This window comes from Xanthomonas sp. CPBF 426 (assembly GCF_903989465.1).
Classification (GTDB): domain Bacteria; phylum Pseudomonadota; class Gammaproteobacteria; order Xanthomonadales; family Xanthomonadaceae; genus Xanthomonas; species Xanthomonas euroxanthea.
On the sequence record NZ_LR861805.1, the window covers coordinates 2,574,116 to 2,588,469 of the forward strand.

At 64.8% G+C, this 14,354-nt stretch carries 13 protein-coding genes and 1 pseudogene; 6 read left to right on the top strand and 8 right to left on the bottom strand.

Annotated features, from left to right (window positions below):
* Positions 1-3: 3 nt before the first annotated feature.
* The 6 genes from H7A87_RS11020 to cmk form a co-directional block, all read right to left on the bottom strand.
* The gene (locus H7A87_RS11020; protein ID WP_119128709.1) at positions 4-981 is read right to left on the bottom strand and encodes a glycosyltransferase family 4 protein; all 978 of its coding nucleotides are present in this window, start codon (positions 979-981) and stop codon (positions 4-6) included.
* Positions 981-2,159 carry a lipopolysaccharide assembly protein LapB gene (lapB, locus tag H7A87_RS11025; protein WP_104582530.1) on the bottom strand — a complete coding sequence of 393 codons (1,179 nt, stop codon included), beginning with the start codon at positions 2,157-2,159 and terminating at the stop codon, positions 981-983. Before lapB ends, H7A87_RS11020 begins: the two co-directional genes overlap by 1 nt.
* A gap of 6 nt (positions 2,160-2,165) precedes the next feature.
* Entirely contained in the window at positions 2,166-2,471 is a 306-nt protein-coding gene (locus H7A87_RS11030; RefSeq protein ID WP_104533506.1) for a LapA family protein, read from the bottom strand.
* Between the two features lie 66 nt (positions 2,472-2,537).
* Positions 2,538-2,849, bottom strand: a complete 312-nt coding sequence (locus H7A87_RS11035) for an integration host factor subunit beta (protein ID WP_104582529.1) — start codon at positions 2,847-2,849, stop codon at positions 2,538-2,540.
* Positions 2,850-2,936: 87 nt separating this feature from the next.
* The gene (gene rpsA, locus H7A87_RS11040; RefSeq protein WP_016903550.1) at positions 2,937-4,622 is read right to left on the bottom strand and encodes a 30S ribosomal protein S1; all 1,686 of its coding nucleotides are present in this window, start codon (positions 4,620-4,622) and stop codon (positions 2,937-2,939) included.
* 183 nt (positions 4,623-4,805) lie between these two features.
* Positions 4,806-5,489 (bottom strand): (d)CMP kinase, encoded by a 684-nt coding sequence (gene cmk / locus H7A87_RS11045; RefSeq protein ID WP_104582528.1) that lies wholly within the window; start codon positions 5,487-5,489, stop codon positions 4,806-4,808.
* 172 nt (positions 5,490-5,661) lie between these two features.
* On the opposite strand from cmk, the gene ykgO reads away from it, so the two are divergent.
* The 6 genes and pseudogenes from ykgO (at position 5,662) to H7A87_RS11075 (ending at position 10,121) form a co-directional block, all read left to right on the top strand.
* Positions 5,662-5,787: a type B 50S ribosomal protein L36 gene (ykgO, locus tag H7A87_RS11050; protein ID WP_005913193.1), complete on the top strand. Its 126-nt coding sequence runs from the start codon at positions 5,662-5,664 to the stop codon at positions 5,785-5,787.
* Positions 5,788-6,028: 241 nt separating this feature from the next.
* Complete coding sequence (locus H7A87_RS11055; RefSeq protein ID WP_119128708.1) at positions 6,029-6,358, top strand: hypothetical protein; 330 nt, start codon at positions 6,029-6,031, stop codon at positions 6,356-6,358.
* Positions 6,359-6,619: 261 nt separating this feature from the next.
* Positions 6,620-7,654 carry an agmatine deiminase family protein gene (locus H7A87_RS11060; RefSeq protein WP_119128707.1) on the top strand — a complete coding sequence of 345 codons (1,035 nt, stop codon included), beginning with the start codon at positions 6,620-6,622 and terminating at the stop codon, positions 7,652-7,654.
* An 80-nt stretch (positions 7,655-7,734) separates the two neighbouring features.
* On the top strand, positions 7,735-8,619 hold the full coding sequence (locus H7A87_RS11065; protein ID WP_104582525.1) for a carbon-nitrogen hydrolase: 885 nt from the start codon (positions 7,735-7,737) through the stop codon (positions 8,617-8,619).
* Between the two features lie 40 nt (positions 8,620-8,659).
* Positions 8,660-8,896: pseudogene (locus H7A87_RS11070) on the top strand (phosphinothricin acetyltransferase); the annotation flags it as partial.
* Positions 8,897-8,900: 4 nt separating this feature from the next.
* Positions 8,901-10,121: a TraB/GumN family protein gene (locus H7A87_RS11075; protein ID WP_180496629.1), complete on the top strand. Its 1,221-nt coding sequence runs from the start codon at positions 8,901-8,903 to the stop codon at positions 10,119-10,121.
* A 115-nt stretch (positions 10,122-10,236) separates the two neighbouring features.
* Here the strand turns inward: H7A87_RS11075 and H7A87_RS11080 are convergent, their stop codons facing one another.
* Both H7A87_RS11080 and H7A87_RS11085 read right to left on the bottom strand, forming a co-directional pair.
* Positions 10,237-11,148, bottom strand: a complete 912-nt coding sequence (locus tag H7A87_RS11080) for an endonuclease/exonuclease/phosphatase family protein (RefSeq protein WP_180497016.1) — start codon at positions 11,146-11,148, stop codon at positions 10,237-10,239.
* A 62-nt stretch (positions 11,149-11,210) separates the two neighbouring features.
* Positions 11,211-14,348: a discoidin domain-containing protein gene (locus H7A87_RS11085; protein ID WP_180496631.1), complete on the bottom strand. Its 3,138-nt coding sequence runs from the start codon at positions 14,346-14,348 to the stop codon at positions 11,211-11,213.
* Positions 14,349-14,354: the final 6 nt, after the last annotated feature.

A 14,354-nucleotide genomic window follows, 5' to 3' on the forward strand; every position in this document is an offset into this window, starting at 1 on the left:
TACTCACGAATTGCGCACTCCATCGCGCAGAAAAAACCAGATTGCGGTGGCACCCAGGCCCCATACCAGGGCTCCGGACACTCGCAGCCAATTTGCATCATGATGAAGTAACACATACAAGCAGACGGCAGCGACGCTGAAAGCGAAATAAATCCCGGTTACCGGAACGTGTGCCTCAAGCCTGCGCGCCAGCTGCTGATAGAGATGTTGGGCGTGTGGCTCCCACCAACGTTGTCCGTCGAGCATGCGAGACAGCAGCGTGAAGCCGGCGTCTACAAGAAATGCGGTCAGCGGCAGCCAGCTGATCCACCAGCTCACCTGCCCGCTCGCCACTGTCAGCGCTAGCAACGCCGCCAGCACATAGCCCAAGGCACCACTGCCGCCGTCGCCCAAAAAGATGCGCGCACGTGGAAAGTTGAACGGCAAGAATCCCAGGCAGGATGCGGCGACGGCAAGACCGGCCCACGCCCAGGCGCCCGGCACGACCGCGGCAAACGCCAGGGCAGCCAGCGCCGCCTGGCTGCTGGCCAGGCCGTTGATGCCGTCCATGAAATTCCAGACGTTGATCAACACCACCGACGCCATCGCGGTGAGCACGCCATCCCAGAGCTTGCCGGTGTGATGGCTGACCAGCCAGCCCAGCAGGACCGACGCCAGCAGATGGATCGCAAAACGCAACCTGGCCGAGAGCGGACGATGGTCGTCCCACCAACCGACCCCGGCCACCAGCACCAGACCTGCGGCGAACCAGTTGATGACCAGGCCTGCCGCCGGCCACAACACGCCTGCCGCCACGCACCCCACCAGCATCGCCGCCACGATTGCCATGCCACCGCCCCGTGGCGTGGCGACCACATGGCTGCGGCGTTCGCCCGGATGATCGAGCAGGCGCCGATGCAACGCATAGCGCCGCAACACCCAGGTCCCCAGTGCCGCGACCGTCAGGTGCAACAGACACCACCACAGCCAGGCCTGCGGCATCAGACCACCGCGTAGTTCAACAGCGGCTTGACCGTGCCCCATTCCTTGCAGCTCGGGCACTGCCAGTGGTGCGTCTTGGCACCGAAACCGCAGCGGGTACAGCGGTAGCTCGGGTTGCGCACCAGCAACTGGTCGGTGATGTGCTTGAGATCCTGCAAGGTGCCGACCGGGTCGCTGCCTTCGGCCAGGGTCAGGTCGATCAATGCCGATTCGCCGCGGACCGATGGCCGATCCTTGAGCTGACGCCCCAGGTAGGCCAGCGCCGGCGCTACGCCATCCTGCGCTTCCATCAGCTGCGTCAACGCCAGCACCGGCGCGATGCCGCGATAGTGCTCGGTCATCTCCGACAGGAAATTACGCGCACCTGCGATATCACCCACCCGGCGATAGGCCGCCATCAGTGCAGGGATGATTTCAGGCAGGTATTCCGGATCGTGCCGCGCCGCACGTTCGAACGCACGGACGGCCGCTTCGTCGTGTCCGCGCTCGGCTTCGATGCGTCCTTCCAGAATGCCCGCACGCACCGAGGTGCCATCGGCCTGGTAGGCGCGCGCGACCGCCTGCAGCGCTTCGTCGGGCTTGCTCAAGCCGCGGTAGCGATCGGCAAGCTCGCACTCGAATTGCGAAATCAGCTTGCCCATCGGCTCGCCGGTGACTTCCTCGTAACGGGTGGCATTGTCGATCGCCTTTTCCCAATCACGCTCGGCCTGATAGATGCCGATCAGATGACGCAACGCCTGCGGCGCACGCTGATCCAGTTGCGCCAGCTCGGTGAATACGGTCTCGGCACGATCCAGCAGGCCGGACTTCATGTAGTCCTCGCCCAGCGCCAGCAAGGCCTGCACGCGCTGTTGGTCGGTCAGGTCGGCGCGTTGCACCAGGCCCTGGTGCAGCCGGATCGCGCGATCGACCTCGCCGCGACGGCGGAACAGATGTCCCAACGCGACCTGGGTCTCGAAGGTTTCCTTGTCCAGTTCGGCGATGTGCAGAAACAGCTCGATCGCCTTGTCCGGCTGCTCGTTGAGCAGATAGTTCAGCCCGCGAAAATAGGTGCTGGACAAGCGACTGACCTGGGTATCGCCATGGCGCTGGCCACCGCGGCGGCCAACGACCCAGCCCCCCAGCGCTGCCAACGGCACGAACAGGAAGAACCAGATCCACTCGGTCAGAAAGTCCATACGCGCTTACAGTCCATCAAAGGGGCGCGGCTCGACTGCGGCAGGCGCAATCGGCCTGGCATCGGTGCGACTGACTGCAACGGCCTTGTTGGCCTGGCGCAGTTTGGAATAGAGGGGAATCACCACACTGACCAGCACCATGCCGGCACCGATCAACACACCGACCAGCAGCGCGACGATGATCGCGATCCCGGAGGTCGTATGCACACTGGAGAAAAGGAAGTCGAGAGTGACGTCCTGGGAATTGACCGCGCCGATGATCAGACCGACCAGCAGGAAGGCCAACATCACCAGCAAACGAAACACCTTCATGGCCGGACTCCGTCGAAAGAGGCTTAGCTTAACCGAGCCGACATAAACGCAGCGGCAGAACGAGCGTCAGTCGGTCGCATCAAGCAGATCGACCGGGACCACGGAGCTGACACGCTCACGCAATTCCTTGCCAGGCTTGAAGTGCGGAACATGCTTGCCCGGCAACGCGACCGACTCACCGGTCTTCGGATTACGGCCCAGACGTGGCGGGCGGTAGTGCAACGAGAAGCTGCCGAACCCGCGGATTTCGATCCGATCACCATCGGAGAGCGCCTGCCCCATCATTTCCAGCAGCGATTTGACTGCCAGATCCACGTCGTCCGCCTTCAGATGCGCTTGACGTCGCGCCAGGATTTCAATCAATTCGGACTTGGTCATGGGAAGACTTGCTTTTTCGACTGACACATCGGAATCGGCCCGGGCAAGCCCGGGCCGATCCATCACGCTCTTGCGAGCGCTACGCGCTTACTCGGACTTGTTGCTGTTCAACTGTGCACGCAGCAGCGCGCCCAGCTGAGTCATGCCGCCCGACGCAGCGGAGGACTGGTATTCCTCCAGCGTTTCGCGCATTTCGGCATCGTCCTTGGCCTTGATCGACAGCTGCAGGGTGCGGCCCTTGCGGTCCATGCCCACGAACTTGGCTTCGATCTTGTCGCCGACCTTCAGGTGCTGGGTCGCATCGTCCACGCGCTCGTTGGCGATGTCGCGTGCAGCGACGTAGCCTTCGATGCCATCGGCCAGGTCGATCGTGGCGCCCTTGGCATCCACTTCACGCACCACGCCTTCGACCTTCGAACCCTTCGGGTTGGACGCCATGTACTGGCCGAACGGATCCTGCTCCAGCTGCTTGACGCCCAGGCTGATGCGCTCACGTTCCGGATCGACTGCCAGCACGACGGCTTCCAGCGTGTCGCCCTTCTTGTAGTTGCGCACGACGTCTTCGCCGGTGGTGTTCCAGCTGATGTCGGACAGGTGGACCAGGCCGTCGATGCCGCCGTCCAGACCGATGAAGATGCCGAAGTCGGTGATCGACTTGATCTGGCCGGACACCTTGTCGTTCTTCTTGTGGGTGGCAGCAAAGGTTTCCCACGGATTGGCGGCAACCTGCTTCATGCCCAGCGAGATGCGGCGACGCTCCTCGTCGACATCCAGCACCATCACTTCGACTTCGTCACCAACCTGCACAACCTTGGACGGGTTGACGTTCTTGTTGGTCCAATCCATCTCGGAGACGTGCACCAGGCCTTCGACGCCCGGCTCGATCTCGACGAATGCGCCGTAATCGGTGACGTTGGAGACCTTGCCGAACACGCGGCTGTTGGCCGGGTAACGACGGGCGATGTTGTCCCACGGATCTTCGCCCAGCTGCTTCAGGCCGAGGCTGACGCGGTTACGCTCGCGATCGAACTTCAGCACGCGCACGTCCAGCTCGTCGCCGACGTTGACGACTTCGGACGGATGGCGCACGCGCTTCCAGGCCATGTCGGTGATGTGCAGCAGGCCGTCGATACCGCCCAGGTCCACGAACGCGCCGTAATCGGTCAGGTTCTTGACGACACCCTTCAGGATCGCGCCTTCCTGCAGCTTGTCCATCAGCTGCTCGCGCTCTTCCGAGTGCTCGCTCTCGACCACGGCACGACGCGAAACCACGACGTTGTTGCGCTTGCGGTCCAGCTTGATCAGCTTGAACTCGAGTTCCTTGCCTTCCAGGTAGGCCGGGTCGCGCACCGGGCGCACATCCACCAGCGAACCAGGCAGGAAGGCGCGGACATCCTTGATGTCCACGGTGAAACCACCCTTGACCTTGCCGCTGATGCGGCCGGTGATGGTTTCGTTCTTTTCCAACGCCTCTTCCAGCTCGTCCCACACCATTGCGCGCTTGGCCTTCTCGCGCGACAGCACGGTCTCACCGAAGCCGTTCTCGATGGAATCGAGGGCAACCTTGACCTGGTCGCCTACGCCGACATCGATCTCGCCAGCGTCATTACGGAACTGCTCGATCGGCACGATGCCTTCGGACTTCAGGCCAGCGTTGATCACCACCACGTCGCCGCGCACTTCCACGACGGTACCGGTGACGATCGAGCCCGGCTTCAGCTTCGCCAGATTGGCTTGACTGGCTTCGAACAGTTCAGCAAAAGATTCTGTCATTTGAATTTTACTCAGTTGAACACACGGGCGTTGATCGTCGAATGCGACAGATGCCAAGCGCCCAGCCTGTTGGTCGACTCCGGACAGCGAGTCGGTTAAGTAGTCATAGAACCGCCACACGGGATGTGCGACGGAGCCTTGGAACGCCTTACGGTCGGCGGGACATGCCCGCTTGCGGAACGCTTACGACGACGTGCGGGCGGCTAACACCCCGACCACACGCTGGACGACATCCTCGATCCCTATTCCGCTGGTATCGATCAGCACGGCGTCTTCGGCCGGCCGCAATGGCGCCACCACCCGCTGCGCATCACGGGCATCTCGAGCCATGATCTCGCGCAGCAGGTCGTCAAAGATAACCGAAACACCCTTTTCCATCAACTGTTTATGGCGACGGCCCGCACGTTCTTCGGCACTGGCGGTCAGAAACACCTTGAAGGCGGCATCGGGGAAGATCACCGTGCCCATGTCGCGCCCGTCTGCGACCAGGCCGGGCGCGCGCCTGAATGCGCGCTGGCGCTCTTTCAGCGCGCTGCGCACCTCGGGAATAGCGGCAATTGCCGAAGCCAGCGCCCCGGTGGTTTCCAGGCGCAGCTCGCCAGTGGCATCGGCGCCGTTGACCAGTACCCGCAGCCCCGCCTCGCCCGCGTCGTCGAACTCTACCTTGGTATCGAACGTGCAGCGCACCAGCGCGGCCGGGTCGGACACGTCCAGATCGGCCCAGCTCGCCGCCACGCCCACGGCGCGATACAGTGCGCCCGAATCGAGGTAATGCCAGCCCAGCCGGGCGGCCACGATCCGGCTCACGGTGCCCTTGCCGGCGCCGGAGGGACCATCGATGGTAAGGACGGGCGAAAGGTCGGTCATTCAGGTTTCCGGAAGGTCATCAGCCGGTAGTGTAGCGCCGCTCGCAGCGATTGCGATGCAACCACTTGAAAGCACGACGAAAAGCCGGTTAGAATTGCCGGCTTAATTCCGGGTGCGCCCTCGATTGCGGGCACTCTTCCATCGAATCCAACCGTTTACGCCGAGGTGTGCCATGAAAGTCCTGTCCTCCCTGAAGTCTGCGAAGACCCGTCACCGCGACTGCAAGGTGGTCCGCCGCCGCGGCAAGGTCTTCGTGATCTGCAAGTCGAACCCGCGTTTCAAGGCGCGTCAGCGCTAAGCCTTCGCCGCGCGTGCAAGACCCGAGAAAGCCGCCTCCGGGCGGTTTTTTCTTGGCCGATGCTTCACGCCGGCGATGGCTACATGCAGGCTGGAGTGTGTCGGGGGCATGGCGGGCTTGGCGCGGCATTCAAGCCGACCGACATCCGGCGCGGCGTTGGGTAACACCGCCCTGCAGGCACGCCCGTCCTGGTTTTTGCTGTAATCACCATCCGAATCTTGTCCACTGGGGAGTAGATGACATGCGCAACCGTTTGTTTGTCCTGCCGCTGATCGCACTGATGGGGATCAGCGCCGTCGCGTCGGCCGATACGCTGCTGGTGGACCGGGTACAGCACAAGCCTGCCGCTGCCCTGCCCCTGCGCGGCGACAGCATGAGCCAGGTCGAAGGCCGTTACGGTGCGCCGCAGGAAAAGCTGGAACCGCGCGGCGGCCAGAAGCGCCAGTGGCCGACGATCCACCGCTGGGTGTATCCGGCCTTCACCGTGTACTTCGAAAAGAGCCGGGTGATCGACGTGGTGGCCAATCAGGCCGATGCCAACGAGATCGGTCCCAAGCCACCGATCAGGTGATCGGGTGGCGTTCGAGCGCCATCTGATGGTGGCTGCAACGCTGGTCTGATCCAATGTTGCGCGGGATACGATCACTGCGCGCTTCATGCAACGGCGATGTCGTGCAGCACACCCCGGATGCAGGCAGATCGCGAGCGTCGATGCGAGTTACTCGCACGCGCCGATTTGAGGCGAGTCCCTCGCAAGCGCCCGCACATCCCTGTGCGGGGATTTGAATTAACAGCCTGGGCTTGCCTGGGCATTGATGGATAATTTTCAGGTATGACCGATAGCGTCCGCTTTCCCGCCGAGTGGGAACCTCAATCCGCCGTGTTGATTGCCTGGCCGCATGCGGGCACCGATTGGGCCGAGCGCCTTGCCGAGGTGGAAGAGACCTACATCGCGCTGGTCACGGCGATTTCCCGCTTCGAACCGGTGATCGTGTGCGTGGCCGATGACGATCTGCAGATCTACGCGGAAGCGCGGCTGCGCTCGGCGCGGGTGGACATGGCGCGGGTGCGTTTCGTGGTTGCGGCCTACAACGACACCTGGCTGCGCGATTCCGGCCCGATCACGCTGCGCCAGGATGGCGGCTTCCGCCTGATGGATTTCCGTTTCACCGGCTGGGGCGGCAAGTTCGAGGCGAGCCTGGACGATCAACTGGTCACTTCGCTGGATGCGGCGCAGGTGTTCGTGCCCTCGCAGGTGCAGACGGTCGACTTTGCGCTGGAAGGCGGCGCGATCGAGACCGATGGTGCCGGCACACTGCTGACCACCTGGACGTGCCTGCACGAGCGGCATCCGCAGCGCACGCGCGATTCGCTGAGTGCCGACCTTGCCGCGTGGCTGGCGCAGGACCGCGTGCTGTGGCTGGATCATGGCTACCTGGAAGGCGACGACACCGACGCGCATATCGACACGCTGGCACGCTTTGCCGGCCCGGATGCGATCGTCTACCAGGGCTGCGATGTGCCTACCGATTCGCACTACACCGAACTGCAGGCGATGGGCGCCGAACTGGCGGCGTTGCGCACCGCCGACGGGCAGCCGTATCGCCTGTTCGTGTTGCCATGGGCCGAGCCGATCCTGGATCAGGGCCGGCGCCTGGCCGCCTCGTACGCCAATTTCCTGATCGTCAACGGGGCGGTGCTGATGCCGGCCTACGGCGACAAGGCCGATGCGAGCGCGCAGGCGGTGCTGGCCGAAGCGTTTCCGCAGCACACCATCGTGCCGGTGCCGTGCCGCCCGTTGATCTGGCAGAACGGCAGCCTGCACTGCCTGACCATGCAGCTGCCCGCCGGTTTGCTGGCGGGCTGATCCATTCCTGTTCCGGCCGGCAGGCCGGTGTTACGCCATCGCGCGCTACCTTAGTGCGCCACTTCGCTGGACCAATCGCCATGACCCGTCATCTCCTTCCCGTCGCGCTGATCCAGGAGCGCAACCACGGCGACGCCGAGGCCAATCTGGCCATCATCGAATCGCGCGTGGCCGAAGCCGCCGCGCAGGGCGCCAAGCTGGTGCTGCTGCAGGAACTGCACAACGGTGCGTATTTCTGCCAGCACGAGTCGGTGGACGAATTTGACCTGGCCGAGCCGATTCCCGGCCCCAGCACCGAGCGTCTGGGCGCGCTGGCCAGGCAGCATGGCGTGGTGCTGGTGGCTTCGTTGTTCGAGCGCCGCGCGGCCGGGCTGTATCACAACACCGCGGTGGTGTTCGAAAAGGACGGCCGCCTGCTCGGCAAGTACCGCAAGATGCATATCCCGGACGATCCGGGCTTCTATGAGAAGTTCTACTTCACTCCGGGCGATCTGGGCTTTGCGCCGATCGATACCTCGGTCGGCCGGCTTGGCGTGCTGGTGTGCTGGGACCAGTGGTACCCCGAGGCCGCGCGCCTGATGGCGCTGGCCGGTGCGGAACTGCTGCTCTACCCCACCGCGATCGGCTGGGATCCGGACGACCAGCAACCCGAGCAGGAGCGCCAGCGCGATGCCTGGGTGCTCAGCCATCGCGGCCATGCGGTCGCCAACGGGGTGCCGGTGCTGTCGTGCAACCGCGTCGGCCATGAGCCCTCGCCGCTGGGTGCGTCGGGCATCCAGTTCTGGGGCAACAGCCATGTGCTGGGGCCGCAGGGCGAATTCATCGCCGAAGCCGGCCAGGACCCGACCGTGCTGGTGTGCGACGTCGATCTGCAGCGCAGCGAACACGTGCGCCGTATCTGGCCGTTCCTACGCGATCGCCGCATCGATGCGTATGGCGATCTGCTCAAGCGCTACATCGACTGACCGCATGCCAGTCGAGTTGCGCGAGGTTAGCGCTGTCCGCGGCAAAGCCGTGCTTGGCGAGCTGATCGCAGGCGGCAAACAACGCAGCGGTCGACCGATGATTGCGGTGATCGGCGATGCCGACACCCTGGCATCGCGACGGCTGCATGAACGTTTTGGTTTTCGCACGGTCGGAGTGTTCACCGGTAACGGCCGCACGCATGGTCGCCGGCTGGACGGTGTGCAGCTGCAACGCGCACTCGGCTCCGGTGACACCGCCCCTCCTTCTGATGAATGACCCCATGACTGAGCAAACCACCCACGTTCTGGACGATGCGCTGTCCGGCCAGCCGCATCGCATCGTCGAACGCGATGGCGTGCGCTATACCTTGCTCGGCACCGCGCACGTGTCACTCGCCAGCGTGGCTGCGGTGCAGCGGGCGATCGGCAGCGGCCGCTATGACGCGGTGGCAGTGGAACTGGACGCACAGCGCCTGCAGGCGCTCAGCGACCCGGATGCCCTCGCCCGGCTGGACCTGGTGCAGGTGATTCGCAAGGGACGGGTGGCCTTGTTTGCGGCGAATCTCGCCCTGGCCGCCTACCAGCGCCGCCTGGCCAAGCAGCTCGGCATCGAACCGGGCGCGGAGTTGAAGGAAGCGGTGAACCTGGCACGCGCGCAAGGTCTGCCGGTGCACCTGATCGATCGCGAGGTCGGCCTGACCTTCAAGCGCGCGTCCGGGCGGCTGGGATTCTTCGGCAAGATGAAACTGGCCGGTGGCCTGCTCGGTGGGCTGTTCGCGGCCGACGAGGTGGGCGAAGAGGAAATCGAGAAGCTCAAGCAAGGCGACATGCTGGAGGCAAGCTTCGGCGATTTCGCCAGCGAAAGCCCGGAGCTGTACGAAACCGTGATTGCCGAGCGCGACCAGTACATGGCCACGCGCCTGCGCGAGGAAGCCAGGACGGACCAGCGCGAGATACTGGCGGTGGTCGGCGCAGGACACCTGGCCGGTCTTGCGCGCCACCTGGAACAGGACACCGCCGCGCCCGGCCCATTGCGCGAGTCGCTGGAGTACGTGCAGCAGCGCAAGCGCATTCCGTGGATCACGCTGGGCATTCTGGCGGTCATCATCACCGGCATCGGCATCGGGTTCTGGCGCGGCGGCCTGAGCATGGGCGCGGACCTGTTATTGCAATGGGCGATGTATACCGGCGGCCTGGCCGCGCTGGGCTGCCTGCTGGCCGGCAGCCACCCGCTGAGCATCCTCACCGCGGCGGTCGTGGCGCCGTTCAAGCCGTTCCGCCTGAGCGTGCCGACCGGCGCGTTTGCCGCGCTGGTCGAGGTGCACATGCGCAAACCGGCCTATGGCGATTTCCTGTCGCTACGCGACGATGCGCAGACCTTGCGTGGCTGGTACCGCAATCGCGTCTCGCGCGTGGTGCTGACGTTCCTGCTGACCAACGTCGGCAGCATGGCCGGTGTATGGCTGGCGGGCGTGCAGATCTTCAATCGCTTGCACGGGTGATTAAAAAAGCCGTCACGACCTGTGGTCTATCGACGCCTTGTAGGAGCGCACCTGGGCGCGACGGGCGTTATCGGTAATGCCGTCGCGCCCAGGTGCGCTCCTACGTGTGGTCGAGTTACGGAGTAGCTGGCTGATCGGGTGCGAGCTGCAGGCGTACCCAGACGCCGTAGTGGTCCGAGGCCCAGCGCCCCTCGGCATACGGCGTGTCGAACAGGATGCGTGCTTCGCGGGCGAGCAGGCGCTTCTGCTGGAAGAACACATGGTCGATACGCGCCGGTTTGTCGAAGACATGCAGGTTCAAGGTGCTCACGGTGGCGTCGCTGTTGCGATGCACGCTGCCGTAGCTGTCGCCATAACCCTTGCGTAGCGCCTCCAGATCCAGGGCATCGGCAGCGGTGTTGAAGTCGCCGGCAATCACGACCGGTGCCTGATCGCTGGTGGAGGAAATGAAATCCAGCAGGTCCGCGACCTGGCGCGTGCGCGTGGCCGTGCCGCGTGCATCGGCACGCTCGTTGAGATGGGTGACGTAGACGTTGATCGGCTGGCCGTCGATGTCGACCTGCAGATGCGCGGCAACGCGGTAATCGTCCAGCGGCTGAAGCAGGCGCTGATGCCGGGCCAGCACCTTGCGCCGGCTCAGCAATGCGTTGCCGTAGCGCTTGGGCGCATCGACCGGGTCGACAGAGACAAAGCTGTAGGCGTACCCCAGCTTGCGCGCCAGCCAAGCGGCCTGGTTCTGCACGCTGCCGCGGCGTTCGATCACTTCCTGCAGCGCGATCACGTCTGGCGCCAGTTGCCTGAGTTCCTTGGCGATATGGGCACGACGCGCCGGCCAGTCTTCGCGGTCGTGATGCAGGTTGAGCGTGACCAGGGTCATCTCGCGCTGCACTGCGCTGGTCGATGGCACTGCCCGGGATGCAGGTTCTGCGCGATCGGGCCTGTCGACCTGCACAGGTTGCGCGGCCTGCACGGCCTGGGTCGCCTGCGTGGCTTGTACGGCAACAGAGCACGGCAGCAGCGCCGCCAACACGACCGGCCATCCGGCACGTCGCCGCGCCGGCGCTGCCCAGGCCGGTCGGGGTGCGTCAGTCATTGCGTGGCGCGCTCGGCCCGCCGCACCGCGCTGGGCACATCGATCTGCACGTTGGCCGGCAGCTGTTGAATCCGCAATTCGCCGTTCTGCCACTCGGCCGATTCGCCATTGATGCTGGCCTTGCCCGGCGTGCCCTGGTACGGCCATGGCAACACCACCCCGCCCGGCGGCAGGATCAGCCCCGGCTGCAGTTGCAGCACCAGCTGTTTGTCAGTGCGCTGCAAGGTGTAATTGAGGCGTCCATACGGGGTGCGCAATTCGGCGATGCCGATGCCCTTGCCCTCGAACCAGCGCGTCGGCGTGCCGGCAGCGATGACCAGGCTGGCGTCGGATTCGCGCCCGTAGGCGAACATGTCCAGCACCGAGCGCACGAAATCGGAGGCGACCCAGGCATGCGGCAGGTCGCCGACGAAGAACGGCGTACGCGGCGTACGCGAGACCACCTCGGCCCACTGGTTCCATGGTTGCGGCGCGCGGTCCTTGAAGAAGAACGCGGTGGCATCCCAGGCGCGTTCGCGCCAGCCCAGGCGCACGAATGCGGCCACGTTGCGCCATTCGTAGGGTGTGTAGTCCTTCCATTCGCGCTTGCCGTCGCGGCGGTCGGAAAACTCCTTCCAGTAGCGCTCGAAGGTATTGCTCAACAGGTCCTGCGGTAGGCGTTGCTGCTCGCCCCCCGGTGCCAGTGCGATGGTGGTCGAGGTCGCATCGAAGTCGCCCAGCTCGGCCGAGCCGGGCAGGAAATCCAGGGAGTGCTGGCGCACCGTCGCACCCAGCGAGGCGATCAGGTCGCCACTGAATTCGTCGCGTGCAGTGCTGAAGCGGGCGACCTCGTCGGGCTTGTCGAGCGCGCCGGCCAGCATCACCGCGTCCTTGTAGCCGCGCAGCGCCCAGAAGTTGTCCCAGTACGAATGCACCGGCTTGGCCGAATAGCCTTCGTGGCTGATCGACACCGGCATCATTCCGTAGAAGGCCGGGTTGCGCATGAAGTTGTCTTCGGTGCGCTCGCTGGCACGCAGCGTTTCCATGTAGTCGTACGCACCGGTCACGTGCGGCCACATCCTTTCCAGGAATGCCTTGTCGCCGGTGTAGCGGTAATACTCGGCGATGTTGAAGATCAGCTCGCCGTGGCTGTCGTTCTCCGGCACCGGATCGCTGCCGCGGTCGTCCACGCAGCACGGCACCATGCCGTCGGCGAACTGGTATGGCGCGAACCAGTCGACGTATTCGCGCACCACGTCCTCGCGGCCGAGTCGCAGCAGGCCTTCGGAAATCATCGCGCCGTCGCGGATCCAGCTGCGCGAGTAGGAACGCGTCCCCGGCTGCAGACGCGGGCCGATGCGCGAGATCAGCATATGCGCCAGCGCGGTGCGCAAGGTGTCGATCACCGGCTTGCCTTCGGCCGGCACGCTGATGCGCACGCGATCGAGCTTGCTGCGCCACTGCTGGGCCACCTGCTGTTGTGCCTTGTCGGCATCGAAGCCGGCCGGCAGCTGCGCGGTGCCGGTCTGCGGAATCACCAGCGCCACCTCGCGCCGTTGACCAGGCTCCAGCTTCCAGCGATACAGCAGCATGCCCGAGGCCAGGCCGGTCTCGTCCTTGACCTGGGTGATCGCCGGCGGCGTGGCGGCGGTGAGATGGCTGACGTCCATGCCACTGTCGAAGGCACTGGCAAAGCCGGCATCCGGAGGTTGCGCGGCGAATACGCGCGGCTTGCCGTTGACGCTGACCTGTGCGCCCTGCACGGCCAGCTGGTCGATCCGGCTGACACCGCCCAGGGTGTTGAGGAACTGGGTCGGCGGATTGACCTGGAACGGACGCACCGCCAAGGCCAGGGTGAACTCACGCGCGTCCTTGCCGGTGTTGTGCAGCTGATAGCGCGCGACCAGTTGCGCCTGATCGGGCGTGCCCTGCACGAACGCGGTGACGCGCAGGTTCATCAGGTCGTGATGCCAGTCGACGCTGGGAATCGGCAGGTAGTCGTCCTGCAGGCTCTGCTCGCTGCTGACGTCGGACCAATGCAGCAGCTTGCCGCCGGTGACCACGAACGGCTCGATACTGAAGCCGCCCTTGCCCACTTCCACCGCGCCGTCCTCGCCGATCAGGCCCTGCTCGGTACCACCATCCAGGCCCAGGATGGTCCAGTACGGCTGCTCGCCGGAGAAACCGCGTGGATAGCTGCCGCGCGGCGCCTGCGCGGCCAGCGATTTGATGAAATCGTTCGGTGTGGCGGCGAAGGCCAGCGGCTGCAGCTGGACTTCCTTGATGCCGTAGCGCCAGTTGGGGCCGTCCTTGAGATCGAAGCGCAGGTAACGTGCCTCGGTATCGGGCAAGGCCAGCCAGTCGGTGCCGCCGGCACCGGCGGTGACGGTGCGCAGATCACGCCAGCCGCGCCCATCGCTGGACGCGCGCACCACGTATTGCGAGGCCTGCAGGCCAGGAACCCACTGCACCACCGCGCCGCCGAATTCGCGCACCTTGCCCAGATCCAGCGTGACGGTCTGCTGCTTGACCGCGCCACTGAGCCAGAAGGTCTCCGGCTTGCCGTCGGCCAGGCGTTGTTCCAGCGCGGGCGCGGTGTCGGTGATGGCCTCGGCCTTCAACGGCGAGGTGTCTTCCGGCGGCAGCGGCGTGAGCGTCAGACGGTCGAAGCACACCGTGCCCTTGCCGCCGACCTTGTTGTAGATGGTGAACTCGACATCTGCGCTGCTGCGCAGTTGCTTTTCCTGGCCCGGGCCCCAGGCCTTTTCGATGTTGCGCTTGCGATAGCCGACGGTGGTCCAGTTCTTCGGGAAATTGAAGCCGGGCCGGTTGACCCACCACACGTTGTCGCCGCTGGCATCGATCAGCTTGACCTGCAGGTCGTTGGACGGCGAATCGCCGCGCAGCGAAAAGCCGATGCGGTAATTCTCCGGATAGGTGATCGGCAGGTTGCGGCGGATGCCGACATAGCCGGACACGCCATTGAAGTTGTAATCCAGGCACAGGGCGTGGCCGCCGGAACTGGTGGCTACCGGCCGCAGCGAACCACTGACCTGGTTGGACACCACCAGGCGCCAGGCGCCGATGTCGTTGAAGCCGTCGAGCACGCGCTCCTGCGCCTGCGCCGTGCCCGCAAACGTCGCAACAGCGGTCATGGCAAA

What these genes read in the sequence shown, in the direction of transcription:
- H7A87_RS11020 (WP_119128709.1), bottom strand. Translation starts at nt 981, where the DNA reads ATGCCGCAGGCCTGGCTGTGGTGGTGTCTGTTGCACCTGACGGTCGCG.
- lapB (WP_104582530.1), bottom strand. Translation starts at nt 2,159, where the DNA reads ATGGACTTTCTGACCGAGTGGATCTGGTTCTTCCTGTTCGTGCCGTTG.
- H7A87_RS11030 (WP_104533506.1), bottom strand. Translation starts at nt 2,471, where the DNA reads ATGAAGGTGTTTCGTTTGCTGGTGATGTTGGCCTTCCTGCTGGTCGGT.
- H7A87_RS11035 (WP_104582529.1), bottom strand. Translation starts at nt 2,849, where the DNA reads ATGACCAAGTCCGAATTGATTGAAATCCTGGCGCGACGTCAAGCGCAT.
- rpsA (WP_016903550.1), bottom strand. Translation starts at nt 4,622, where the DNA reads ATGACAGAATCTTTTGCTGAACTGTTCGAAGCCAGTCAAGCCAATCTG.
- cmk (WP_104582528.1), bottom strand. Translation starts at nt 5,489, where the DNA reads ATGACCGACCTTTCGCCCGTCCTTACCATCGATGGTCCCTCCGGCGCC.
- ykgO (WP_005913193.1), top strand. Translation starts at nt 5,662, where the DNA reads ATGAAAGTCCTGTCCTCCCTGAAGTCTGCGAAGACCCGTCACCGCGAC.
- H7A87_RS11055 (WP_119128708.1), top strand. Translation starts at nt 6,029, where the DNA reads ATGCGCAACCGTTTGTTTGTCCTGCCGCTGATCGCACTGATGGGGATC.
- H7A87_RS11060 (WP_119128707.1), top strand. Translation starts at nt 6,620, where the DNA reads ATGACCGATAGCGTCCGCTTTCCCGCCGAGTGGGAACCTCAATCCGCC.
- H7A87_RS11065 (WP_104582525.1), top strand. Translation starts at nt 7,735, where the DNA reads ATGACCCGTCATCTCCTTCCCGTCGCGCTGATCCAGGAGCGCAACCAC.
- H7A87_RS11075 (WP_180496629.1), top strand. Translation starts at nt 8,901, where the DNA reads ATGACTGAGCAAACCACCCACGTTCTGGACGATGCGCTGTCCGGCCAG.
- H7A87_RS11085 (WP_180496631.1), bottom strand. Translation starts at nt 14,348, where the DNA reads ATGACCGCTGTTGCGACGTTTGCGGGCACGGCGCAGGCGCAGGAGCGC.